Annotated in this window: 23 protein-coding genes and 1 pseudogene; 16 read left to right on the top strand and 8 right to left on the bottom strand. The window is 53.9% G+C overall.

Annotated features, from left to right (window positions below; genetic code table 11):
* Positions 1 to 57: 57 nt before the first annotated feature.
* Positions 58 to 1,164, bottom strand: a complete 1,107-nt coding sequence (dnaN, locus tag B9Z41_RS08105; protein WP_100146557.1) for a DNA polymerase III subunit beta — start codon at positions 1,162 to 1,164, stop codon at positions 58 to 60.
* 231 nt (positions 1,165 to 1,395) lie between these two features.
* Positions 1,396 to 2,811: a chromosomal replication initiator protein DnaA gene (dnaA, locus tag B9Z41_RS08100; RefSeq protein ID WP_100146689.1), complete on the bottom strand. Its 1,416-nt coding sequence runs from the start codon at positions 2,809 to 2,811 to the stop codon at positions 1,396 to 1,398.
* Between the two features lie 202 nt (positions 2,812 to 3,013).
* Between dnaA and rpmH the strand changes: the two genes are divergently transcribed.
* From rpmH to lptC, 8 genes are all read left to right on the top strand, one after another.
* A complete protein-coding gene (gene rpmH / locus B9Z41_RS08095) occupies positions 3,014 to 3,148 on the top strand; it encodes a 50S ribosomal protein L34 (protein WP_005798102.1) in 135 nt (44 codons plus the stop codon).
* A 37-nt stretch (positions 3,149 to 3,185) separates the two neighbouring features.
* Positions 3,186 to 3,587 carry a ribonuclease P protein component gene (gene rnpA / locus B9Z41_RS08090; RefSeq protein WP_100146556.1) on the top strand — a complete coding sequence of 134 codons (402 nt, stop codon included), beginning with the start codon at positions 3,186 to 3,188 and terminating at the stop codon, positions 3,585 to 3,587.
* Entirely contained in the window at positions 3,584 to 3,859 is a 276-nt protein-coding gene (gene yidD, locus B9Z41_RS08085) for a membrane protein insertion efficiency factor YidD (RefSeq protein WP_100146555.1), read from the top strand. The genes rnpA and yidD overlap by 4 nt, the downstream gene beginning before the upstream one ends.
* On the top strand, positions 3,852 to 5,573 hold the full coding sequence (yidC, locus tag B9Z41_RS08080; protein ID WP_100146554.1) for a membrane protein insertase YidC: 1,722 nt from the start codon (positions 3,852 to 3,854) through the stop codon (positions 5,571 to 5,573). The genes yidD and yidC overlap by 8 nt, the downstream gene beginning before the upstream one ends.
* A 76-nt stretch (positions 5,574 to 5,649) precedes the next feature.
* Entirely contained in the window at positions 5,650 to 7,074 is a 1,425-nt protein-coding gene (mnmE, locus tag B9Z41_RS08075; protein WP_100146553.1) for a tRNA uridine-5-carboxymethylaminomethyl(34) synthesis GTPase MnmE, read from the top strand.
* Between the two features lie 27 nt (positions 7,075 to 7,101).
* A complete protein-coding gene (locus B9Z41_RS08070) occupies positions 7,102 to 8,112 on the top strand; it encodes an SIS domain-containing protein (protein ID WP_100146552.1) in 1,011 nt (336 codons plus the stop codon).
* Complete coding sequence (locus tag B9Z41_RS08065) at positions 8,112 to 8,675, top strand: HAD family hydrolase (RefSeq protein ID WP_100146551.1); 564 nt, start codon at positions 8,112 to 8,114, stop codon at positions 8,673 to 8,675. Before B9Z41_RS08070 ends, B9Z41_RS08065 begins: the two co-directional genes overlap by 1 nt.
* Positions 8,672 to 9,322 (top strand): LPS export ABC transporter periplasmic protein LptC, encoded by a 651-nt coding sequence (gene lptC / locus B9Z41_RS08060; RefSeq protein WP_369823306.1) that lies wholly within the window; start codon positions 8,672 to 8,674, stop codon positions 9,320 to 9,322. The genes B9Z41_RS08065 and lptC overlap by 4 nt, the downstream gene beginning before the upstream one ends.
* 70 nt (positions 9,323 to 9,392) lie before the next feature.
* On the opposite strand, the gene B9Z41_RS08055 is transcribed toward lptC, so the two are convergent.
* Together B9Z41_RS08055 and B9Z41_RS08050 are read right to left on the bottom strand one after the other, a co-directional pair.
* Positions 9,393 to 9,848 (bottom strand): RNA-binding protein, encoded by a 456-nt coding sequence (locus B9Z41_RS08055; RefSeq protein ID WP_100146549.1) that lies wholly within the window; start codon positions 9,846 to 9,848, stop codon positions 9,393 to 9,395.
* Between the two features lie 216 nt (positions 9,849 to 10,064).
* Positions 10,065 to 11,267: an ammonium transporter gene (locus B9Z41_RS08050; RefSeq protein ID WP_100146688.1), complete on the bottom strand. Its 1,203-nt coding sequence runs from the start codon at positions 11,265 to 11,267 to the stop codon at positions 10,065 to 10,067.
* Between the two features lie 175 nt (positions 11,268 to 11,442).
* On the opposite strand from B9Z41_RS08050, the gene B9Z41_RS08045 reads away from it, so the two are divergent.
* Positions 11,443 to 11,886 (top strand): TMEM165/GDT1 family protein, encoded by a 444-nt coding sequence (locus B9Z41_RS08045; RefSeq protein ID WP_100146548.1) that lies wholly within the window; start codon positions 11,443 to 11,445, stop codon positions 11,884 to 11,886.
* On the opposite strand, the gene gap is transcribed toward B9Z41_RS08045, so the two are convergent.
* Together gap and tkt are read right to left on the bottom strand one after the other, a co-directional pair.
* A complete protein-coding gene (gap, locus tag B9Z41_RS08040; RefSeq protein WP_100146547.1) occupies positions 11,841 to 12,839 on the bottom strand; it encodes a type I glyceraldehyde-3-phosphate dehydrogenase in 999 nt (332 codons plus the stop codon). The two genes, B9Z41_RS08045 and gap, sit on opposite strands and share 46 nt — an antisense overlap.
* 41 nt (positions 12,840 to 12,880) lie before the next feature.
* Positions 12,881 to 14,947, bottom strand: coding sequence for a transketolase (gene tkt / locus B9Z41_RS08035; protein ID WP_100146546.1), 2,067 nt, complete (start codon positions 14,945 to 14,947; stop codon positions 12,881 to 12,883).
* Between the two features lie 124 nt (positions 14,948 to 15,071).
* Here tkt and B9Z41_RS08030 point away from each other — a divergent pair, with 124 nt between their 5' ends.
* The 7 genes and pseudogenes from B9Z41_RS08030 to B9Z41_RS08000 all read left to right on the top strand — a co-directional run.
* Positions 15,072 to 15,848 carry a nucleotidyltransferase family protein gene (locus B9Z41_RS08030; protein WP_100146545.1) on the top strand — a complete coding sequence of 259 codons (777 nt, stop codon included), beginning with the start codon at positions 15,072 to 15,074 and terminating at the stop codon, positions 15,846 to 15,848.
* Between the two features lie 35 nt (positions 15,849 to 15,883).
* Positions 15,884 to 17,278 (top strand): aminopeptidase P N-terminal domain-containing protein, encoded by a 1,395-nt coding sequence (locus tag B9Z41_RS08025; RefSeq protein WP_100146544.1) that lies wholly within the window; start codon positions 15,884 to 15,886, stop codon positions 17,276 to 17,278.
* Between the two features lie 209 nt (positions 17,279 to 17,487).
* On the top strand, positions 17,488 to 17,976 hold the full coding sequence (locus tag B9Z41_RS08020) for a rubrerythrin family protein (protein ID WP_100146543.1): 489 nt from the start codon (positions 17,488 to 17,490) through the stop codon (positions 17,974 to 17,976).
* Between the two features lie 39 nt (positions 17,977 to 18,015).
* Positions 18,016 to 18,195: a rubredoxin gene (locus tag B9Z41_RS08015; RefSeq protein ID WP_100146542.1), complete on the top strand. Its 180-nt coding sequence runs from the start codon at positions 18,016 to 18,018 to the stop codon at positions 18,193 to 18,195.
* A gap of 9 nt (positions 18,196 to 18,204) precedes the next feature.
* Entirely contained in the window at positions 18,205 to 19,374 is a 1,170-nt protein-coding gene (locus B9Z41_RS08010; protein WP_100146541.1) for an FAD-dependent oxidoreductase, read from the top strand.
* Positions 19,375 to 19,527: 153 nt separating this feature from the next.
* Positions 19,528 to 21,825, top strand: coding sequence for an NADP-dependent malic enzyme (locus tag B9Z41_RS08005; RefSeq protein WP_100146540.1), 2,298 nt, complete (start codon positions 19,528 to 19,530; stop codon positions 21,823 to 21,825).
* Positions 21,826 to 21,987: 162 nt separating this feature from the next.
* Positions 21,988 to 22,383, top strand: a pseudogene (locus B9Z41_RS08000) (barstar family protein); the annotation flags it as partial.
* 258 nt (positions 22,384 to 22,641) lie between these two features.
* On the opposite strand, the gene rsmA reads toward B9Z41_RS08000, so the two are convergent.
* Both rsmA and B9Z41_RS07990 read right to left on the bottom strand, forming a co-directional pair.
* On the bottom strand, positions 22,642 to 23,400 hold the full coding sequence (gene rsmA / locus B9Z41_RS07995) for a 16S rRNA (adenine(1518)-N(6)/adenine(1519)-N(6))-dimethyltransferase RsmA (RefSeq protein ID WP_100146538.1): 759 nt from the start codon (positions 23,398 to 23,400) through the stop codon (positions 22,642 to 22,644).
* Between the two features lie 12 nt (positions 23,401 to 23,412).
* Positions 23,413 to 24,687, bottom strand: coding sequence for a peptidylprolyl isomerase (locus tag B9Z41_RS07990; protein ID WP_233202589.1), 1,275 nt, complete (start codon positions 24,685 to 24,687; stop codon positions 23,413 to 23,415).
* Positions 24,688 to 24,691: the final 4 nt, after the last annotated feature.

The following is a 24,691-nucleotide window of genomic DNA, read 5'->3' as shown; positions in this document are numbered from 1 at the left end:
GTTCGCGATGCGCATGGCATCACGGGATCTATCAATAAAAGTAAGGTCAGATGCAAATCAGATACGCATGGGCATCACAACGTATTTGAAGGTGGCATTTTCAGGAATGGTAATCAGGGCAGAACTGTTGGAATCAGCCAGATCAATTTGAACCATGTCTTGGTCCATGTTGGTCAAGGCGTCGATCAAATACGTCACGTTGAAACCAATTTCAATGGCATCACCGCCGTAATCAATTTCAAGTTCGTCCACTGCTTCTTCTTGTTCTGCATTGCTTGACGCCACACGCAAAACACCAGGCTCCAAATTCAAACGAACACCTTTGAATTTTTCGCTGGTCAAAATGGCTGTGCGTTGCAATGTCGCCAACAAGGCTGTACGGCCCAGAGTGATGGTGTTCTTATGATTTTTTGGAATCACACGGTTGTAATCGGGGAACTTACCTTCAACCAACTTGGTCACAAATTCCATTCCTTCAAAACTGAACTTAGCTTGATTGCTGGCAAATTGCATGTCGATGGCGCCTTCTTTGTCGCTCAGCAAGCGCTGCATTTCCAACACAGTCTTGCGCGGCAAGATGACCTCTTGGCGTGGAACTTCGATGTCTAAGATGGCAGAAGCAAAAGCCAACCGATGTCCATCGGTTGCTACCAGGCTCAACTGCTTTCCTTCTGCAACGAACAAGATGCCGTTGAGGTAGTAGCGAATGTCATGAATGGCCATTGCAAAAGAGACTTGGTGCAACAACTCTTTCAGTGTTTTTTGTGGCACGCTGAAAGAGGGACCAAAGGTTGCCGCTTCTTGAACCAACGGAAAATCTTCTGCTGGCAAAGTTTGCAAAGTGAAACGACTCTTACCACCTTTGAGAATCAATTTGTTTTGGCTTGATTCCAAACTGACGGTTTGATCGGATGGCATGGTGCGCAAAATATCAATCAACTTGCGTGCACCCACTGTGGTTGTGAAATTGCCAGCATCGCCATCAAGTTCGGCTGTTGTGCGGATTTGAATTTCTAGATCGCTTGTGGTTAGTTGCAATGAACCACCTGTTTTACGAATCAGCACATTGGCCAAGATAGGCAAGGTATGACGGCGTTCCACAATACCTGCGACAGATTGCAGGACTGCGAGCACCTTGTCTTGTGTGGCCTTCAGTACGATCATGGGTTCCTCTTGATTTCTTAATTTAGATTAGTAGTAGTAGATAAGCACAGCTTGTTTCTGTGGACAACAGCATTTTCCTCTTTTTTTTCAAGCACTTGAGAGGCTTTCAAAGGTGTTGGCAAATGTGTTTTCTGATGTTTCATCAAACTGGATAACTTCTACAAAGTGGTTGGGTCTGTGGATAAGTCATGTGTTGTGCAAAATTCATCCACAGCTTTATACAGTTACGGTTTAGCCTTTGAGTGTCTGCTCAAGGACATGGAGTTGTTGATTGAGTTCGCTGAGTTGTAATCGTTCAGCTGTGATTTTCCGTACAGCATGAAGTACCGTGGTGTGGTCCCTGCCACCAAACAGTTCACCGATTTCAGGAAGGCTTTTTTGGGTCAATTCTTTAGCCAAATACATGGCAATTTGTCGAGGTCTTGCAATTGAAGCAGGACGCTTCTTTGAATACATGTCTGCAACTTTGATTTTGTAGTAGTCTGCGACGGTTTTTTGGATGTTCTCGACAGAGATCTGTCGGTTTTGAATAGACAGCAAATCACGCAAGGCATCACGTGCCAATTGAATAGAAATTTCTTTTTGGTTGAAACGTGAGTAAGCCAAGATTTTTCTCAGTGCTCCTTCCAACTCACGCACGTTGGATCGAACATTTTTGGCAACAAAGAAAGCCACTTCTTCAGGCATTTCAGTGCCTTCGGTGCGTGATTTACTGATCAAAATTGCAACCCGCATTTCCAGCTCGGGAGGCTCAATGGCAACGGTCAGACCAGCATCAAATCTGGAAACGAGTCGCTCGTGAATGTCTGTCAGACCTTTGGGGTAGGTATCACTGGTCATCACAATGTGTGACTTTTTAGCCAACAATGCCTCAAACGCATTGAAAAACTCTTCTTGTGTTCTTTCTTTGTTAGCAAAAAATTGAACGTCATCAATCAGAAGCAAATCCAAGGAGTGATAGCGCTCTTTGAATTCATCAAATGTTTTGCGTTGATAAGCTTTGACCACATCTGAAACAAACTGTTCTGCATGGATGTAGAGAACTTTTGCATCGGGCCGCTCTGCCAGTAACTTATTACCTACAGCGTGGACCAAGTGCGTTTTACCTAATCCCACGCCACCATAGATAAAGAGTGGGTTGTAAAGTTGTCCTGGCATGGTGGCGACGTGCATGGCGGCTGCACGTGCCATACGGTTTGCAGTTCCTTCAACCAAGCTATCAAATGTCAACGCCGTATTCAATCTGGTTCTGGGGCCGCTGGGAGCGGTTTCTTCCAAACCAATCAGACTTTCAGGCAATGACTCTAATTCTTGTGAATAAGAAATAGGTTTAGTTCTGACGGGCGATTCTTTAGGAGTAATCGCTAACTCAAGTTGTATCGGATGACCATACATTTGATGCAAAATTGACGCAATTCGACTTGCATATTGGGCACGAATCCAATCGAGTTTGAAGCGATTTCCAACCAAAACAAGGATCTTGCTGAGATCTTCAGCAACGGTTGCCGTCAAAGGTTTGATCCAAGTATTGAACTGTTGTTCAGGGAGTTCTTGGGCCAATTGATCGACACAGGCCTGCCATAAACCATCACCAGAACCTGCTGGTAAGCCGTCGGAGCTGCTGGATGGGGATGCACCCTGAATCATGAGTTTTTTCTGTGGATAGCTGTGCATAAAAGCACGCGGAACTGGACTTTATCAAAAATTTATCCACAGAAGAAATAAATGTTTTTTGAAAGGCAAAAACGCTGCTCAAGTTGGTAGGTTGTTTATGGCTTGTCGACAGCTAAAAAATTTGAGATAATAATTGGTTTCCCTGATCTACAGGGTTCAGATATTTGGAATCAACATGAAACGCACTTACCAGCCTTCTAAAACCCGTCGTGCCCGTACCCATGGCTTTTTGGTCCGTATGAAGACCCGTGGCGGCCGTGCCGTGATCAACGCACGCCGCGCCAAAGGTCGTAAGCGTTTAGCTGTCTAATTTTCTTGCGATTGAACCTATCCGCGACCAGCGAGCCGTGGAACGTTTAAAGCAGTGGGTTGAATTTCAGGCAGTCATGCGCGCAAGCACCGCGGCGAAAACACCGCACTTTGTGTTGCACGAATGGCAACCAACTGAAAAAACCTCTACGGGGCTTGGGTTTGAAAAAACTCAGGCCCCGTTTGCTGACGGTGTTTTGATACTTGGTGCCTTGACACCCAAACGGTGGGCCAAGCGTGCTGTCACGCGAAATCTCATCAGGCGTCAAATTCATCACGTGTCACAAGAATTTGCATCAAATCTGAAGCCGACAGCGTATGTTGTTCGCCTGCGTGCAGCGTTTGATTCAAAGAGATTCATGAGTGCTTCTTCTGAGATTCTCAAACAAGCTGTGCGACAAGAACTGACACAGTTGTTTGGCAAAGTGGCTACTTCATGATGCAAGCCTTTTTAATTCGATGTGTCCAGACATACAGACTGTTCTTGAGCCCTTGGTTGGGCTCAGTTTGTCGATTTGAGCCAACATGTTCAGCGTATGCACTTGAAGCGCTGCAGCGCCATGGTGCGCAACATGGTGCCTACATGACATTGCGCCGTTTGGTGCGTTGTCATCCTTGGTGTGCCGGCGGACATGACCCTGTTCCTCCAAAGCAAACCGTCTTTACAGCGCCTTTGACCCCCTCCAACTCAGGAAGAAATCTTCATGAATGACATTCGCCGCACCATTTTGTGGGTGATCTTTGGTTTTTCCATGGTTTTACTGTGGGATCAATGGCAAGTACACAACGGTCATAAAGCCACGTTTTTCCCAACGCCAACGACAGCCTCTTCTTCCAAGGAGGTGCCTGCTATCGCGGCATCATCAACCGCAACAAATAATGCTGGCGTGCCTTCAGCCGTGGCGAGTGCATCTTCGATGACTCTGCCTTTGGCTGATGCTGCAAGCAGCAAAGCTAAAGAATACGTTGACGTGCAAAGCGATGTGTTGAAACTTCGTTTTGATACAGAAGGTGCAACCGTATCACGTGTGGAGTTTTTGGAACATGCAGATGTCAACCATGTGGGCAAAAATGTGGTTTTGCTGGATGACAGCAAGGACCGCATTTATTTAGCTCAAACAGGGCTGATTGGCAGCGCGACAAGCGATGCTTTGCCTACGCATAAAAGCCAAATGACGGTGCATCCCGGCGTGCGCAGCCTACAAAAAGATGCCTCCGAAGTTTCGGTGACGTTTGAGTCCCCCGTACAAAACGGGGTGAAACTGGTGAAAACCTACACCCTCAAGCGTGGCGCATATGACGTTGCTGTGAAACATGAGATTGTGAACGTGGGTCAACAAGACGTTGCGCCTCAGCTTTATTTCCAGTTGGTACGTGACGGCAACAAACCCACTGGCGAGTCGTCTTTCTATTCGACTTTTACGGGTCCCGCGGTTTACACCGAAGCTAAGAAATATCAAAAGGTTGAGTTCGCAGACATCAAGAAGAAAAAAGTAGATGTCGAGAAGCAGTCGCTCAATGGCTATATTGCAATGGTCCAGCATTACTTCTTTAGTGCGTGGATCTTGCCAGACGGGTTGAATCGCAATATTTCTTTGGATGCTGTGGACATTGGTTCTTCGGTTGCAGACTGCTGCTACCGCGCAACGTTGATTGCTCCCCTCGACACCATCAAGGCAGGGGATACCAAAACGGTGGCAGCCACCTTCTATGTGGGCCCTCAAGAAGAGAAAAAACTCGAAGCCGTTTATCCTGGTTTGGAGTTGGTCAAAGACTATGGCTGGCTCACCATCATGGCTAAACCCTTGTACTGGTTGCTCGATAAGTTGAACCATTTCCTGGGTAACTGGGGTTGGTCTATCGTGGCCTTGGTGGTTTTGTTGAAGGCAGGGTTTTATTGGCTCAACGCACATGCGTATCGCAGCATGGCCAAGATGAAGGCGGTGAATCCGCGCATCATGGAAATGCGTGAGCGCCTGAAAGACAACCCGCAACAAATGCAAATGGAGATGATGAAAATTTATCGTGAAGAGAAGGTCAACCCCATGGGTGGGTGTTTGCCGATCGCGATACAAATTCCAGTGTTCATTGCCTTGTACTGGGTTCTGTTGTCAACCGTTGAAATGCGCAACGCTCCTTGGATTGGTTGGATTCATGACTTGGCTGCACCGGATCCATTCTTTATTCTGCCTCTGACCATGACAGCAACCACGATGCTGCAAACAGCTTTGAATCCTGCACCACCAGATCCGATGCAAGCTAAGATGATGTGGATCATGCCGCTCGCGTTCAGTGTCATGTTCTTCTTCTTCCCTGCTGGGTTGGTGTTGTACTGGATCACCAACAACGTTTTGTCAATTGTTCAGCAGTGGGTCATCAACACCCGCATGGGTGTCCCCCCCCAGTTCAACTTGCCTAAGTTCTAAACGAAGGCCATGTTGTTTTTTAAATAAACCCCGCCGTCCGCAAGGACAGCGGGGTTTTTTCCTGACAATCACCACCATGTTTGCCCAACACGACGCACCGATCATTGCCATTGCCACAGCGCCAGGTCGCGGGGCTGTTGGCATTGTTCGTTTGAGTGCCAAACGATTGACGCCTTTGGTCAAGGCCTTGTGTTGTCGAGGGTTGAAGCCACGAGAGGCGACTTATTTACCAGTTCTTGATGCAACTGGCTCGCCCATAGACCATGTGCTGGCGCTTCACTTCGTAGCGCCACACAGTTACACAGGCGAAGACGTGCTTGAACTTCAAGCACATGGTGGTCCGGTGGTTTTGCAGCTTTTGTTGGCGCGTTGTTTGGAGGTCGCGGCAACGTGCGTTGAAGGTCAGCAACCACTTTTGCCTGGTTTGCGTTTGGCGCAGCCAGGTGAGTTCACGCAGCGCGCATTTTTGAACCATAAACTCGATTTGGCTCAAGCAGAGGCTGTGGCCGACTTGATAGATGCCAGCACCGAGTCAGCCGCCCGTAGTGCGAGCCGTTCTCTGGCCGGTGCGTTCTCAGCAGAAATTCATCAATTACGAGATGCACTGATTCACTTGCGCATGTTGGTAGAGGCGACGCTTGATTTTCCGGAAGAAGACATCGACTTTTTGAAGCAGGCGGACGCGCAAGGCCAGCTAGAACGATTGCAAAATCAGCTCAGTCAAGTCATGCTGCGCACACGTCAAGGTGCGCTGTTGCGCGAAGGCATTCGCGTGGTCATTGCTGGACAGCCCAATGCGGGGAAAAGTTCGTTGCTTAATGCGTTGGCGGGTGCCGAACTCGCCATCGTGACGCCTATTGCCGGGACCACCCGTGACGTGGTGCAACAAACCATTCAGATTGAGGGTGTTCCATTGCATGTGGTGGACACGGCCGGTCTACGTGATCACCCAGATGTAGATGAGGTCGAGCGCATAGGCATTGCACGTGCATGGGCGCAAATTGGACAAGCAGATGCGGTGTTGTTTTTACATGACCTCACACGGCAAGACGATCCGATGTATGTTCAAGCCGATGCACAAATTGAAGCGACATTGACAACCACTCTCGCGCGTCATGTCCCACTGCTGCATTTATGGAACAAGGCAGACACAAGCGCTTTCACACAAAAGAGTTGCACTTCAGATGAGCACCTTGTGTTGTCTGCGAAGACAGGACTGGGGCTGTCGGCATTGCGGCAAAAGTTGCTGGATGTTGTGGGTTGGCAGGGCAGTGGCACAGAAGGCTTATTCATGGCGCGGGAAAGGCATGTTCAAGCATTGCGTGATGTGCAAACGCATTTGAATCAAGCCATGGCCTGTTTACAGGTGCAACAACCCGCCTTGGACTTGCTAGCCGAAGAGTTGCGACTGGGGCAAAACGCACTGAATGCGATCACCGGTGAGTTCACATCTGACGACTTGTTAGGCGTGATTTTTTCAAGTTTTTGTATTGGCAAATAAATACAGGTGGACCGATAAAATTAACCCATGACCCAAACTTCTCATAACGCGACCATTCAAAACGTCTTGGATGATCAACGCATCTTGACGCTCGCGCATGACACGCTAGAAATTGAAGCCCAAGCGGTCCATCAACTGCGTGACCGATTGACGCCGAGTTTTGTGCACGCTGTTCGCGCTATTCTGGCTGTGCGTGGCCGCGTGGTGGTGATGGGAATGGGTAAAAGCGGACACATTGGACGCAAGATCACGGCAACCCTGGCGTCGACCGGAACACCAGCCATGTTTGTGCACCCTGCTGAGGCTAGTCACGGGGATTTGGGCATGGTCAAAGACAGTGATTTGGTGATTGCCATCTCCAACAGCGGTGAGAGTGATGAGCTGTCGGCTATCTTGCCAGTCTTGAAGCGGCAAGGTGTGCCGTTGATTGCCATTACCGGAGGAGCTCTTTCCACATTGGCGCGTCATGCGGACATCGTGCTCGATAGCGGAGTAACCAAGGAAGCTTGCCCGTTGAATTTGGCGCCTACAGCCAGTACGACGGCACAAATGGCATTGGGTGATGCCTTGGCCGTTGCATTGCTGGATGCTCGTGGTTTCAAAGCTGAAGACTTTGCACGCTCACATCCCGGAGGCGCTTTGGGTCGTCGCTTGCTCACCCATGTAAGCGATGTCATGCGCAGTGGCGACGCTGTTCCTAGCGTATTGCCGTCCGCCACATTCAGTGATTTGATGCGCGAGATGAGCGCTAAAGGGCTGGGTGCTTCGGCTGTGGTCAATGAACAGCGCAAAGTTCTTGGTATTTTTACCGACGGTGATTTGCGTCGCCTGATTGAAAAAGGTGTAGACATGCGCGCCCTGACGGCAGAACAAGTGATGCACACGACCCCTCGTTCTGTACGCGCCAATGCTTTGGCCGCAGAAGCCGCGGAGTTGATGGAACTCCATCGCATCACCAGTGTGCTGGTGGTTGACGAGGAGGGCCTCCTGTGTGGTGCCATCAACACCAACGACCTGATGCGTGCCAAGGTGATTTGATGTCTCATTCGCCTTTGCGTACGCCTGCTCTCCAAATTGATCCGACATTGTTGTTACGCGCCCAGGGTGTTCGCGTAGTTTTTTTTGATGTCGACGGTGTTTTGACCGATGGCGGTTTGTATTTCACCGACGTCGGCGAAACGATCAAGCGCTTCTCGACCCTGGATGGACATGGTTTAAAAATGTTGCGGCAGGCGGGCATTACACCGGCTGTCATCACCGGTCGGGACAGTGCCCCTTTGCGGACACGACTGAAGGCTCTGGGCATTGAACATGTTCGCTATGGCACGGAAGATAAAGCCCCTGCTGCGCTCGAAATTCTGCAATCGTTGAGGCTTGATTGGTCGCAAGCTGCAGCAATGGGCGATGATTGGCCTGACTTGGCCGTGATGCAGCGCGTTGCTTTTGCTTGTGCACCTAGCAATGCACATATCGAAGCGAAGGCCATCGCCCATTACGTCACCGAACGCGAAGGTGGCCATGGCGCGGCGCGTGAGTTCTGTGATTTGTTATTGGTCGCTTCAGGTCGTTATGCAGATCTGTGGCGAGGTTATTTGGCATGACCGCATTGGCAACACGTGTTTCATGGTGGATGCGAGCTCGACACCTTTGGGATCGTGTGGCGGTTTACCTTCCACTTATCTTGATGGGGTTGATGGCGCTTGCGACGTATTGGCTGGTTCGCAACACCCCAACCGTGTTGGATGTGGAGCTGGAAGCTGCACCCCAGCATGTTCCTGACTATTTCATGCGTGACTTCTCGGTCAAAGTTTTTGATGCACGCGGCGTACTCAAAAGCGAAATGGCAGGAGTGCAAGGCCGACACTATCCAGACACCGATACTCTTGAAATAGACCAGCCACGTATTCGTGCGATCTCTAGAGAGGGTCGTATCACCACGGCGCGTGCTACGCGTGCCGTGATCAATGCCGATGGCTCAGAAATTCAGCTGTTTGAGAAAACAGTATTGATCCGAGAGGCTGCTCAAAGTGCACGGGGTGAGATATGGCCGCGTAGCGAATTGCGCAGTGAGTTTTTACACTTGTTTCCCAATACAGAAAAAATCCGAACGCATTTACCCGTGGAGCTGCTTAGGGGCGATGGCGAACGATTCACGGCTGATCACATGGATTACGACAACATGGACCGCTTGATGCAACTGGGCGGTCGTGTGCATGGCACGATATTGCCGCGTAAAAGCAAACCCTAAGGCGTGTGAGTAGACAGCAAAAAGGCTCCCTCGGGAGCCTTTTGATTTGCTTCAGCGTGAGCTGGGCAGATTAGTAGCTGTTGCCGCCGCCGCCAAAGCCGCCGCGACCACCGCCGCCGCCACTGCGACCACCGCCGCCGCCTTCGCGACCGCCGCCACCGTAGGGGCTACGGAAACCGCCGCCGCCACCACCTTCGCGACCGCCACCACCGTAGCCGCCACCGCCACCACCACCACCACCACCGTAGCCACCGCCGCCGGTACGTGGAGGACGTGCCTCCATGGGGCGTGCTTCGTTGACAACCAGGCTACGACCACCCAAAGGTGCGCCGTTCATGCCTTCAACAGCGGCTTGTGCTTCGGCGTCGCTGCCCATTTCCACAAAACCAAAACCTTTGGAACGACCAGTGTCGCGCTCCATCATGACTTTGGCGCTGGTCACAGTACCGAACTGTCCGAAAGACTGCTCAAGATCGCTGTCGCGTACCGAATACGGCAAATTGCCGACGTACAGTTTATTGCCCATGAAAGGGACTCCTTAAAACACAAAAAACAAGCGATGGAGTCCCGAATGCACAACGCAACCAAAGCGGTGGCGCGAAACTGACCGATCACCAAACACACTGTGCTGGCGCGAGCGCCAACCCAGCAAAGACCATTATGGAGCACAAGTGAGCAGAAAAACCAAGCGTTTACCTGTATTTGAAAGAATTCATGCGTGAAAAACCACAATTCATGCGGCTTACCAGCTCACTTCTCGTTCGGGTGTTCCGCTGATCTTGTGAATTGTCAAATCGGCTCCTTCAAATTCTTCCTCTTGGCTCAGCCGCAAACCAAGGGATATTTTCAAAATACCGTAAACCACAAAGCCCCCAATCAAGGCCCAGCAAACCCCCAATGCCGTACCTGCCAACTGGGCCGACAAGCTCACCCCACCTAGGCCGCCGAGCGTTGTGGTGCCAAAAATGCCAGCGGCAATGCCGCCCCAGGTGCCACACAAACCGTGCAAAGGCCAGACTCCCAACACATCGTCAATACGCCATTTATTTTGTGTCAGCGTGAACATGACCACAAAAATGGCCCCAGCCACAGCGCCAACCACCAAAGCGCCCATCGGGTGCATCACATCAGAGCCAGCGCAAACAGCGACCAAACCGGCAAGTGGGCCGTTGTGCACGAAGCCAGGATCGTTTTTACCCAACAGCAGAGCAACCAAAGTGCCGCCGACCATGGCCATCAGTGAATTTACCGCCACCAAACCAGAAATTTTGTCTAGCGTTTGAGCGCTCATCACGTTGAATCCAAACCAGCCCACGATCAAAATCCATGCGCCTAAGGCGAGAAAGGGGATGCTTGAAGGTGGATGGGCAGAGACAGCCCCGTCTTTGCGGTAACGGTTGCTGCGTGCGCCTAGTAATAATACGGCGGGTAAAGCAATCCAGCCCCCCAAGGCATGCACAACCACGGAGCCTGCGAAATCATGGAACTCTTCACCGGTGCTGGTTTTGAGCCAAGCCTGAACACCGAAATGTTGATTCCAGGCAATGCCTTCATAAAAGGGATAAATAAAACCGACGATCACGGCGGTGGCAATAAGCTGTGGCCAAAACTTGGCGCGCTCAGCAATGCCGCCAGAAATAATCGCAGGAATGGCAGCGGCGAAAGTCAACAAAAAGAAGAACTTCACGAGTTCGTAGCCATTTTTGGCCGCTAGTGTTTCGGCTCCCACCATGAAACTCGTGCCATAGGCTACGCCGTAACCGACCACAAAATAAGCGACGGTCGATACGCAAAAGTCCACCAAAATTTTCACCAAAGCATTGACCTGGTTTTTTTTGCGAACGGTGCCTAGTTCTAAGAAAGCAAAGCCGGCATGCATTGCCAGCACCATGATGGCTCCGAGGAGGATGAACAGTGCATCTGCGCCCTGTTTAAGTGCGTCCATGAATAAATCCTTGATGGGTTGAACTTGTTTGGTGCGAGTCGGTGCTTTTTTTACAAAGCGCACCATATGCAAGCAATAAACGCACCAAACAAGTAGCCCATCACGGTTTTGGGGCGAAATTTTTCACAAGAACAGATTTTTCGTATACGTAGATAGATCGCATCTTCATATTGGCATGGCCATTTGGACGTTGATTCCGGACAAAATCGAAGAGGAAGAAACGCAGATTGCACAACGTTTTGGTGTGGTCGGGGCGACTTTTGTCACGTTTTTTCTGGCGGAGATGGGAGACAAAACCCAAATCGCGACGGTGGCCATGGCGGTTCACTATGGCGATCCACTCCTGGTGGTGATGGGGTCCACGCTAGGCATGCTGATTGCAGACGTACCCGCCGTGTTTTTGGGGAATAGATTGGCAGACCGCATTCCCATGAAGCTTGTTCACACCATGCCCGTCGCCATATTTGCGGCGCTCGGTGTGGGCCATACTGGTTGTGGCATAAAAAACGCCCGCAGCATTCAAGCCCGGGCGCTGGATGCTCAAGGCACCTCGAGTGCCTTGGGCTTGCCGTATTACTTGGCGATGACGCGAACCATCTCCAAACACTTGTTCGAGTAGCCCCACTCGTTGTCGTACCAAGACACGATTTTCACGAAGGTGCTATCCAGTGCAATGCCGGCATCTGCGTCAAACACGCTGGTGCATGGCTCGCCGCGGAAGTCCGTGGCAACCACTTTGTCTTCCGTGTAACCCAACACGCCTTTCAAGGCGCCCTGGCTTTGTGCTTTCATTTCGGCGCAGATTTCAGCGTAGCTGGCTTCTTTGTTCAATTCAACCGTCAAGTCCACCACCGACACGTCAGAGGTTGGCACGCGGAAGGACATGCCAGTGAGCTTTTTGTTCAGCTCTGGAATTACCACGCCCACCGCCTTGGCGGCGCCAGTGCTGGAGGGGATGATGTTTTCCAAGATGCCACGGCCACCGCGCCAGTCTTTGTTGGACGGGCCGTCCACGGTTTTTTGGGTGGCGGTGGCTGCGTGCACGGTGGTCATCAGGCCGCGCTTGATACCCCATTTGTCGTTCAACACTTTGGCCACAGGTGCCAAGCAGTTGGTGGTGCAAGAAGCGTTAGACACGATGGCTTGGCCCGCATACGTGGTGTGGTTCACACCGTACACAAACATGGGGGTGTCGTCTTTGGAAGGCGCTGACAGCAACACTTTCTTGGCACCTGCCGCCAAGTGTTTCTCGGCCGTGGGCTTGTCCAAGAACAAACCAGTGGCTTCAATCACGATGTCAGCACCGATCTCGTTCCACTTCAAAGCCGACGGATCACGTTCTTGGGTCAGTCGAATCTTTTTGCCATTGACCACCAGGTTGCCACCGTCCACAGACACCTCACCTTTGAAGCGGCCATGCACGCTGTCGTACTTGAGCATGTATGCCAAGTAATCGGGTTCCAGCAAGTCGTTGATGCCAACCACTTCGATGTCGTTGAAGTTCTGTACAGCGGCGCGAAACACCATGCGTCCGATACGACCGAAGCCGTTGATACCGATCTTGATAGCCATGAAATTACCCTTCTAAAGTTAAAAATGAAGCAGTGAAACAGTTACTTGGCCAGCACGGCTTGCACCGTCTCGGCCACGTTCTCGGGGGTGAAGCCAAAGTGCTTGAACAGCACCGGTGCAGGCGCGGACTCGCCGTAAGTGTCGATGCCCACCACTGCGGAGACACCATATTTCCACCAGCCGTCGGTCGAGCCCATCTCCACGGCAATGCGTGGGATGCCCGCTGGCAAGACCGCCGATTTGTACGCCACACTTTGACGATCAAAGGTGGTGGTGCTGGGCACAGACACCACGCGCACGGCGATCTTTTTCTCGGCCAGCAGCGCTTGGGCTTTGAGCGCCAAGTGAACTTCAGAGCCCGTGGCCAAGATCACGGCTTGGGCCTTCTTCTTCAAGCCCACTTCGGAGGGCTCTGCCAATACGTAGGCGCCCTTGTTGATGGCATCCAAGCCGGAGATGTCGCCAGCCGTTTGGCTGACCAGCGCCTCACCTTTGGGCAAGTACGGCAGATTTTGACGGCTCAACAACAAAGCCGTGGGCTTGTGTTGGTTTTGCAGTGCCACAGCCCAGGCAACTGCCGTTTCAGCCGTATCTGCGGGACGCCATACGTCCAGGTTGGGAATCAAGCGCAGTGAGGCCGCATGTTCGATGGACTGGTGCGTGGGGCCGTCTTCGCCTAAACCAATGGAGTCGTGGGTGAACACATGCACCACGCGTTGCTTCATCAGTGCCGCCATACGAATGGCGTTGCGTGAATAGTCGCTGAACGTCAAGAACGTGCCGCCGTAGGGAATGAATCCACCATGCAGCGCCACGCCGTTCATGATCGCGGCCATGCCGAACTCACGCACGCCATAGTTGATATGACGTCCACCCACACCGGCTTCGTTTTTCACCACGTGGCCTGCCAAGTCCACGCGCAGATTGGGCGTGCTCTTGGTGTTGGTCAGGTTCGAGCCGGTCAGATCTGCGCTGCCGCCCAGCATCTCGGGCAAAGCCGCGGTGAATGCTTCCAGAGCCAACTGGCTGGCCTTGCGGCTGGCCACAGTCTCAGCTTTGGTGTGTGCACCAATCACCGTGTCGACCACGCTTTGGGCAAAGTTCTTGGGCAGTTCGCCCGCCATGCGGCGCAACAGCTCTTTGGCCAACGCGGGGTAAGCCGCTTTGTAGGCCGCAAAGGTGGTTTTCCATTCGGCTTCCAAGGCTTTGCCTTTGGCGGCGGCATTCCAGTCTGCGTAGACCTCTTTGGGCACGTCAAAGGGCGCGTGGTTCCAGCCAATGGCCGCACGGGTCAATGCAATTTCTTCGGCACCCAAGGGTTCGCCGTGGGCTTTGGCGGTGTCGGCGCGGTTGGGGCTGCCCTTGCCAATGCTGGTTTTGCACACGATCAAGGTGGGTTTGTCGGCACTCAGTTTGGCGGTGGCAATGGCCCTGCTGACTGCCGCGGCGTCGTGCCCGTCGATGGGCCCAATCACTTGCCAGCCATAAGCTTTGAAGCGCTCGGGGGTGTTGTCGGCAAACCATGGGGCCACTTGACCGTCGATCGAGATGCCGTTGTCGTCGTAGAGTGCGATCAACTTGTTGAGTCTCCAAGCGCCTGCCAACGAGCAGGCTTCATGGCTGATGCCTTCCATCAAACAACCATCGCCCATGAAGGCGTAGGTGTGGTGGTCAACCACGTTGTGGCCTTCGCGGTTGAACTCGCTGGCCAGCAGCTTTTCAGCCAAGGCCATGCCCACGGCGTTGGTGATGCCTTGGCCCAGCGGGCCGGTGGTGGTCTCTACGCCAGGAGTCACGCCCACTTCGGGGTGGCCTGCAGTTTTGCTGTGCAGCACGCGAAAGTTTTTCAACTCGCTCATCGGCAAGTCGTAACCGGTGAGGTGCAACAAGGCGTAAATCAGCATTGAGCCGTGTCCGTTGGAGAGCACAAAGCGATCGCGGTTCAACCAATGCGGATTTTTGGGGTTGTGGCGCAGGTGGTCGCCCCATAAGGCAACGGCCATATCGGCCATGCCCATGGGCGCGCCGGGGTGTCCTGAGTTGGCTTGTTGGACAGCGTCCATTGCCAGGGCACGAATTGCACTGGCCATTTGTTGGGTGTTTGCCATGTCAGGCGACTCCGGGGGGTAATGAGGGAAAACCCAGATTTTAGCGAGCCGCCCTACACCGGGCTGAACCCGCCTTGTCGCCTGCGTGTATTGACTCAAAACCGCTGGCTACACTCGTTTGGTCATGAATCGTGCTCCCTCCCATCCAACCCTTGCGGCCGATGCCTTGCTCTTGGCCGCGGGTCGTGGCGAGCGCATGCGCCCGCTCACCGATGCCACGCCTAAACCTTTGTTGACCGTGCGTGGCAAACCCTTGATGCAGTGGGCCATGGAGGGCTTGCAGCGTGGTGGCGTGCAACAGCTGGTGATCAACACGGCCTGGCTGGGCGAGCAAATTCCACAGCACTTTGGCCAAGTGTTTGAAATCGCGGGCCAAGCCCCGATGCACCTGCACTATTCGCAAGAAGGGGTTGACTTTGGTGGCGCACTTGAAACTGCCGGGGGCATTGTTCGCGCACTGCCCCAACTCGATGAGGTGTTTTGGGTGGCTGCGGGCGATGTGTTTGCCCCAGAATTTGTCTTTTCTGCCGAAGTTAAAGCGCGCTTCAAAGCCAGCCCCCAACTCGCCCACATTTGGCTGGTTCCCAACCCGGCGCACAACCCGGGTGGCGATTTTGGCTTGTCCCCTCAAGGCTTGGCCATGAACCTGCCCAAGCATGAGCCGACGACGGGAACGCCAGACGTTCCCCGCTGGACCTTCAGCACGATTGCGCTCTACAAGCGCGCATTTTTCAACGCACCATGGTGTGCCGTTCCCAACGGAAATCCGTTGGGCTTGAAAGCCCCTTTGGCACCGATGTTGCGGGCCGCCATGGACAATCACGCGGTGAGCGCCCAACTCTACGAGGGTCCTTGGACTGACGTGGGCACGCCCGAGCGTTTGGGCCAGCTCAATCGCTGAACCTGTACATCACCATCTCCCTAGCGCGCCATCCTATGATTCAAACGACTCTTTCAATCTATGCGCAACGACGCGCCCAGTTGGCTGCCCAATTGGGCACTGGTGGTGTGGCCATCGTTCCCACGGCGCCTGAGCATGCCCGCAACCGAGACAGCGATTTTCCCTACCGCCACGACAGCTACTTTTATTACCTGACCGGCTTCACCGAGCCCAATGCGTGGTTGGTGCTGGACGCCACAGGGCGAAGCACCTTGTTTTGCCAGCCTAAAGATTTAGAGCGCGAAATTTGGGACGGTTACCGACTGGGCCCTGATGCGGCGGTTGATACGCTGGGCGTCAGCGCTGCGTACTCGGCGGCTGAGCTGGACAAGCAATTGCCCAAGCTGCTGGAGAACCAACACACGGTCTGGTATCCGTTTGCCACGCACAAAGGCTTGGAAACGCGTGTCGACGGTTGGCTCAATGCCGTGCGCGCGCGCGTGCGCTTTGGCGCGCAGTGTCCCGCGCAGCAACGCGATGTGTGTGGCCCCTTGGACGAGATGCGCCTGGTTAAGGACGCACACGAACAAGACATCATGCGTCGCGCCAGTGCCATCAGCGCACGTGCGCACATCCGCGCCATGCAAACCAGCGCGCGCATGTTGCGCGCTGGCCAAGACGTGCGCGAGTACCACTTGGATGCGGAGCTGTTGCATGAGTTCCGCCTGCATGGCTCGCAGTTTCCGGCCTACACCTCCATCGTGGCGGCTGGTGCCAATGCGTGCGTCCTGCACTACCGAGCGGATGTGGCGCCTGTGCGCTCTGGTGAATTGGTGTTGATCGATGCAGGTTGTGAGCTGGACGGCTATGCCAGCGACATCACCCGAACCTTCCCCGCCAATGGTCAATTCACAGGCCCGCAGCGCGACCTCTACAACTTGGTGCTCGCCAGCCAAGACGCCGCCGTGGCAGCGACCCGCGCAGGTGCACGCTTTACCGATCCGCATGAAGCCACCGTGAAGGTACTGGCGCAAGGCTTGTTAGACCTTGGGCTGTTGAATCCAGCCCAACACGGGAACGCACAAGACGTGATTGAAAAGCGGGCTTACTTTCCTTTTTACATGCACCGCACCGGCCATTGGCTGGGCATGGATGTCCATGACTGCGGCAGCTATGTGGAGCAGTCAGAGCTGGGCCAAACCAGCGAGCGCCAAGACCCGCTCTCAGGCGAAACCATCATCAATCGTCCCAGCCGCATCTTGCGCGAGGGCATGGTGCTCACCATCGAGCCAGGCCTGTATGTGCGCCCTGCAGACGATGTGCCCGAGGCGTTTTGGAACATCGGTATCCGCATTGAAGACGATGCGATCGTGACCTCTGATGGTTGCCAGTTGATCACGCGTGGTGTGCCGGTGGTGGCGTCTGAAATTGAAGCCTTGATGCGGGCTTGATTTATTTGGCACGGCGCATAGGGTGTGGGTGGGGTGAGCCCGCCCGACGTAATCGTGACGCAGTCTCTGAGGAGGGCTGGCTTATCCACCCACGCCCTGTACTTCATAGCCCCTATCAATGAATTAGAAAATCTCAATTGGCCCAATCAATTAACTGGGCCTATCATTCCTCCTGTCCCGATTAATTTCGTTAACTGAAGGAGTTCCAGATGACTGCACAGACCCGTCCCGAGATCAAAACCATCGCCAACCTCGAAGCCGCTTTTGCGGGCGAATCGATGGCCCATATCAAGTACCGCTACTTCGCCAAGTTAGCCCGAGAAATGGGCGATGAAGAAACCGCGCGTACGTTCGAAGAAACCGCGGATCAGGAAGTCATGCACGCCTTTGGTCACTTGGACTTGCTCTACCCCAAGGCTGAGATGACCCCTGCCAAAGCCTTGCAAATCGCCATCGATGGTGAAACCTACGAGTACACCGAGATGTACCCCACGTTCCGCAAAACCGCCGAAGCAGAAGGCAATGCCGCTGCCGTGGCCGAGATGGACGAACAAATTGAAGAATCCAAAGTGCACGCCGCCCAGTTTGCTGCCACTTTGTTGAAAGCGCAAAAGCGCTTTGCTGCTTTGGCCAAGGTGGAAGAGCGCCATGCCAACCATTACCAAGCCCAACTCGACAAAGTCAAGGCTGCTGTTTAACCCACGTCCACCGACTGAACTCAAAAAAAGGAATACATCATGAGCAACGCTAATTTCAAATCTTTCATCTGCATCGTGTGTGGTTTTGTGTACGACGAGGCCGCAGGTCGCCCAGAAGATGGCATCGCCCCTGGCACTTTATGGGCTGATGTGCCGCAAGACTGGGCTTGCCCTGACTGCGGTGTGGCCAAAGCTGATTTCGAACCGGTCGAGTTTTAAGGAGTCACCATGACTGCACAGCGTCACCCCGATGCCCCCGTGTTGGTGGTGGGTTCTGGCTTGGCTGGCTGGTCTGTCGTGCGAGAGTTTCGCAAGCTCGACACCACCACACCAGTGCTCATGGTGACGGCCGATGCGGGTGACTTTTATGCCAAACCGGCACTCTCCAACGCGCTGGTACAGGGTAAAGCCCCCGGGCAATTGGTCACTACGTCAGCCGAAAAAATGGTGGCAACGCTAGGCGTCACGCTGTTGCAACACACCCAGGTCAGCGCGGTGGATGTGGTGGGCCAAGAAGTCCAAACTTCCAAAGGCGCATTTGCCTACCGTCAGTTGGTGCTGGCCACGGGAGCCCGACCCATTCGGTTGAGTTTCGCGGGCAACGCGACGCATGACGTGATGTCGGTGAACTCATTGGGCGACTACGCCACGTTCCGCGACAAGTTGGTTGCCGGTGCGCGTGTGTTGGTCATGGGTGCAGGCTTGATTGGTTGCGAGTTCGCCAATGACTTGGCAGCTTCTGGCTACGCGGTTCAGGTGGTAGATCCCGGCGCTGAACCCTTGTCCGCCCTGTTACCTCAAGCGGCCAGCGCCGATCTGCGAACGGCTTTGAGTGCGTTGGGCGTGCAATGGCATTTGGGCACCACAGTGCAGGCAGTAGATCGTGCAGGTCATGAGTTGGTTGTTACCTTGGCCAATGGGCAAAGCACAACCACCGATGTCGTGTTGAGCGCGGTGGGCTTGCGAGCGGACATTGGCTTGGCACAGGCAGCGGGTCTTGAGGTCGACCGTGGGGTGCTCGTGGACATTAACTTGCAGAGCAGTGCTTCTCATGTGTATGCCTTGGGTGACAACACCCAATATGTTGGATCATCGGTCGGTGGGCTTTCTCGCACATTGCCTTACGTCATGCCCATCATGCATGCTGCCAAAGCGCTGGCGCACACCTTGGCGGGTACGCCCACGGAGGTGCGTTTTCCTTTGATGCCCGTGGCCATCAAAACACCCGCCATGCCACTGGTGGTGGCACCTCCTTCGCCAGGTCTAGCCGGGCAATGGCAAAGCACGGCGATAGGTGTTTGGCACTTTGTTGACGCTGAGGCTCAGGTGCGCGGCTTTGTGCTCAGTGGTGCACAGACCGCGCGTCGTGCCGAGCACACGCGGCTCGTGGTTCATTGAGTGGGCTTTGCATAAAAGTAAAAACAGAGCCACCTAGCCACGCACATCACGCGGCCGTGACCGCGGCTTGCCCCGGCCTACAATGAAAGCGCCTTGTTGGGCTGTTGCTTGGAATTCCAAGTGACAGCCCATTGCATTTTCAGGAGATAAACAATGGCCGTGAATTCCAACCAAGCCCGTGAAGAACTGCGCCGTGCGGCGCTTGAGTACCACGAGTTCCCTACCCCCGGAAAAATTGCCATTGCGGCGACCAAGCAGCTGGTCAACCAGCACGACTTGGCCCTGGCTTATTCACCCGGCGTTGCTGCACCTTGCGAAGAAATCGTCAAAGACCCGGAGGCCGCTTACAAATACACCAGCCGTGGTAATTTGGTGGCGGTGATTTCCAACGGCACTGCCGTCTTGGGTTTGGGCGACATCGGCCCACTGGCGTCCAAGCCAGTCATGGAGGGCAAAGGCGTTTTATTCAAAAAATTTGCGGGCATTGATGTGTTTGACTTGGAAATTGAGGAGAAGAACCTCGACAAGTTGGTGGACATCATTGCCGCGTTAGAGCCTACCTTTGGTGGCATCAACCTCGAAGACATCAAGGCCCCAGATTGCTTTTATGTCGAGCGCAAATTGCGCGAACGCATGAAAATCCCAGTCTTCCATGATGACCAGCACGGCACCGCCATCGTGGTGGGCGCGGCCATTTTGAACGGCATCAAAGTCGCCAATAAAGACATCAAAAACGTCAAGGTCGTCACCTCTGGGGCCGGAGCTGCAGCGCTGGCTTGTTTGGGCTTGTTGCTCAAGCTTGGCGTGCCACGTAGCAATATTTTCGTGACGGATTTGGCCGGTGTGGTCTTTGAGGGCCGCACCGAATTGATGGACGAAGACAAGATTCAGTTTGCTCAAAAAACCTCAGCACGCACCTTGGGTGATGTGATTGAAGGTGCAGACATCTTCTTGGGCTTGTCCGCTGGCGGCGTACTCAAGGCCGATATGGTCAAGAAAATGGCAGCCACGCCACTTATCTTGGCATTGGCCAACCCTACGCCAGAAATCTTGCCTGAAGAAGTTCAGGCTGTGCGCAGCGATGCCATCATTGCCACAGGTCGCACCGACTATCACAACCAAGTCAACAACGTCTTGTGTTTCCCATACATCTTTCGCGGTGCTCTGGATGCGGGCGCATCCACCATCAACGATGAGATGGAAATTGCTGCGGTCTATGCGATTGCTGAGCTGGCTCAAGCCGAGCAAAGCGAAGTGGTGGCGGCTGCCTATGCGGGTGAAAGCTTGGCCTTTGGCCCTGAGTACTTGATTCCCAAACCGTTCGACCCTCGCCTGATGATCAAGATCGCGCCAGCTGTGGCCAAAGCCGCAGCGGACAGTGGCGTGGCGCGTCGCCCGATCCAAGACATGCAGGCCTACATTGAAAAACTGCAGAGCTTTGTGTATGCCTCGGGCTCCACCATGAAGCCCATCTATGCGGCAGCCAAGCGCGCCAGCAAAAAACGCGTGTGCTACGCCGAAGGCGAAGAAGAACGCGTGTTGCGTGCGGTCCAGATCGTGGTGGACGAGGGCTTGGCCCAGCCAACCTTGATCGGGCGTCCCGCCGTGATTGCCAAGCGCATTGAAACTTTTGGCTTGCGCCTGAAAGAGGGCGTGGACTACCAAGTGGTCAACGTGGAGCAAGACCACCGCTACCGAGATTTTTGGCAAACCTATTACAAGATGACCGCGCGCAAAGGCGTGACTGAGCAATTGGCCAAAATTGACATGCGTCGCCGCTTGTCTTTGATCGGCACCATGATGCTGCAAAAAGGTGAGGTTGATGGCCTGATTTGTGGCACCTGGAGCACGCCGCATACCCACCTGAATTACGTCGATCAAGTCATTGGCAATCGCCCAGGTGTGAGCACCTATGCCTGCATGAATGGCTTGTTGTTGCCCGATCGTCAGGTGTTTTTGGTGGATACCCACATCAACTACGACCCGACAGCCGAGCAATTGGCAGAAATCACCATCATGGCGGCAGAGGAAATGCGACGCTTCGGCATTCACCCCAAAGCTGCCTTGCTGTCCCACTCCAACTTTGGCAGCAGCAACCAGCCCACCGCTATCAAAATGCGCGAAACCCTTGCATTGGTTCAGAAAAAAGCGCCCTGGCTTGAAATAGATGGCGAAATGCATGGCGACGTCGCCTTGGACGGTGCTTCGCGCGCGGCTCAAATGCCCACCTCCACCCTCATTGGCAATGCCAACTTGTTGGTGTTGCCGAATTTGGATGCCGCCAATATTGCGTACAACCTCCTCAAGACAGCGGCAGGCGGCAACATTGCGATTGGCCCCGTGTTGCTGGGTGCGGCCAAACCGGTCCATATTTTGACGGCGAGCACCACCGTGCGTCGTATCGTCAATATGACGGCACTCACCGTGGCAGACGCCAGCGCCACGCGCTGATGACGTTGTTGTAAGCACCTACTTTTCTTGCATTAACCACTTCGGTGCCCGCCCTTCTTGGGCGGGCACTTGCTTTTTTGTGGGCTTTCAGCGACACTTGCACATCAAATTTCGGGGTTTACCCGAATTCATGCAAACAACTTCCCCAGGAACTAGACGGCGATGGATATGCCACTTCGTACGGTGAAAACCAACATTGTTCAGTCGATTCGCGCATTCCGCGTGCAAGACTTGCAAGATGCTGCACAAGCACTCGGACACCATTTTTTGTATGCCAATTTGGCTCAAACCCAAAGCAAGCAAGATGTTCTGGATTTGATCGCCAAAGAGTTCACCTTCCCTGCCCAAGCCAGCAAGAATTTCGATTCTTTGTACGACGGTATGACCGACCCCTTGCACAAATCAGGTCCTCAGCCAGGTTTTATCTTGGTGTTGGAGCACATCCCTGCTCATGCCAAGTTCGACAAAGAAGCCCGTGAGCAGCTGTTGGACATCTTCCGCGAAGCCTCAGATTACTGGGCAGATCGCAAAGTCCCATTCCGTTGCTTCTATTCTTTCTCGGTGGCACGTGCACCATCGGCTGAAAAAGTCGCTGGTGCTGCGGATGTCGAAGGCGTGGAAGGTCTGGAAGAAGGCGAGAAGATGCCAACCGACAAGCTGGTCGATGTCTCGCCCATGGCCTTGCGTATGAGCAGCCCCTTCAATGCCGGTTACTGGTTGACGGCCGCTTAATCTTTCCCAACACCCGTATCCAAACCAAAAGCCCGTCATTGACGGGCTTTTTGCTGTTGGTTGGGTCTGTGATTTAAACGATCTTTATAAAGATTGAACCAGCGCCACGTATTCGGCGACAGGCACTTCTTCGGCGCGGCGTTGCACGTCAAAATGCCCGCCAAAACCACGTGCTTCTAGCCAGCGCCCCAAGGTATGGCGCAGCAATTTACGCCGCTGGCTGAAGGCGACTTGGACCATGCTTTCAAGTAAACGCAGGTCCAAGGTAGGAGGCTCAGCAAAAGGCACCATGCGCACCACTGCGCTGTCTACCCGTGGTGGTGGGTCAAACGACGCTGGGGGAACGAACAACACGTTTTCCATGGCGTAGCGCCACTGCAACATCACGCTCAATCGTCCGTAGTCGCTGGTGGATGGTTTTGCGACCATGCGGTCGATCACCTCTTTTTGCAACATGAAGTGCTGGTCTTGGATGACGGCCACATGGTCCAGCAGATGAAACAAGATGGGCGACGAAATGTTGTAGGGCAAGTTCCCCACCACGCGCAGACGCGGCACATTCAGCGTTTGTGCCAGGGCTGTGAAATCCACCCGTAGCACGTCAGATTCAATCACCGTCAATTGACCATGCGCACGCAGGCGAACCGCCAAATCACGGTCTAGCTCAATGACGTGCAGGTGGCCCAAGCGCTCCACCAAAGGTTGCGTGAGAGCGGCCAGGCCCGGGCCAATTTCAACCATGGGCTCACCTGGCTGGGGTGCGATGGCGTCGACGATGCCATCGATGATGGCCCCATCGGTCAAAAAGTGTTGGCCGAAGCGTTTGCGGGCAATGTGTTTCAACGCAGATCCAATTTATTGCGGGGAATCGCGGTATTCCACATAAGCGCGCCCACGCACCTCTTGCACCCACAGTTGGAGCGTTTCGTCGTATTTCTTCTCCCGCAGACTGTTGCGCACAATGTCGCGCATTTCGCGTTCACTCAACGCGGCGTCACGACGCGCCAACACCTGAATCAAGTGAACGCCAAAGCGAGAAATGACGGGGTCAGACAACTGGCCCACGGTCAACTTGTTCATCACCTGTTCAAACTCAGGCACAAACATGCCAGGACCCACCCAGCCCAGATCGCCGCCATTGGCGGCGCTGGCATCTTGAGATATTTCCTGTGCCACCTTGGCGAAGTCTGCTTTACCGGCGTCGATTTGGCGACGGCTCTCAGCCAGTTGCGCGCGCGCCGCGGTTTGGCTCAGTTGGCTACTGGGGCGCAGCAAAATATGACGCACACGTGTTTCGGTGACCGTCATGGTGTTGTTGCTGCGCTTGTTCACCAGCTTGAGAATGTGAAAGCCAGCACCCGATCGCACCACGGGGCTCAGTTCACCCACAGACAAGCCTTGGGTGGCTTCGACAAACAACGTGGGGTAACGGTCGGCGGGACGCAAGCCCATCAAGCCCCCCTTGTCTCGGTCCGCGCCGTCAGAGACTTCCTTGGCCACTACTGCAAAGCTGTCACCTCGCTTGAGGCGCGACAAGGTGCTCTGTGCTTTGGCTTGCAACAAGGACACGTGTGCTTCGCTGGCGTTTTCTGGCACCGCAATCAAAATGTGACCGAGCTCAATCTCGGCGGTGGTGTTGACTTGCGAACCTTGGCGGTCCCGAAGCGCTTGCTCAATTTCAAGATCGCTGATTTTGATGCGTGCAGGCACGTTGCGCTCAGTCAGTCGTCGCAGCGTGAGTTGGTCACGTTGATCTTGACGCTCTCGTGCCGAGTTCGCGGGCGTTCCCGTGAGTGGTTCGGTGGGGACGGCCTCTGCTTCGACGCCCGTTTCCTTGGCGAATTGCAACAACGCTTTTTCGTTGATCAAGCCTTCCAAGGCTTCGCGCAGCAAGCTGCTGGTTGGTGGGATCGAACGGCCTTGCTGTGAGAGCTGCTGACGCAACTGTTCTGCGCGCAATTGAACGTCGTGGTTGGTAATGGGTAACGCGTCAACCACGGCAACGATGAAATCACGCCCTGCCAACGCTGTTTGTGGAGATGTTTGTGCATGGGTCGTCACAGTGGCTGCAAAGACAACCAGCAAGACCAGGGGCAACCTGAGTGCAGAGCGAAGCATTGAAAAAGACATGGTC

This window comes from Limnohabitans sp. JirII-31 (assembly GCF_002778315.1).
GTDB lineage: Bacteria > Pseudomonadota > Gammaproteobacteria > Burkholderiales > Burkholderiaceae_C > Limnohabitans.
This window is presented reverse-complemented; position numbering and strand designations above follow the sequence as displayed.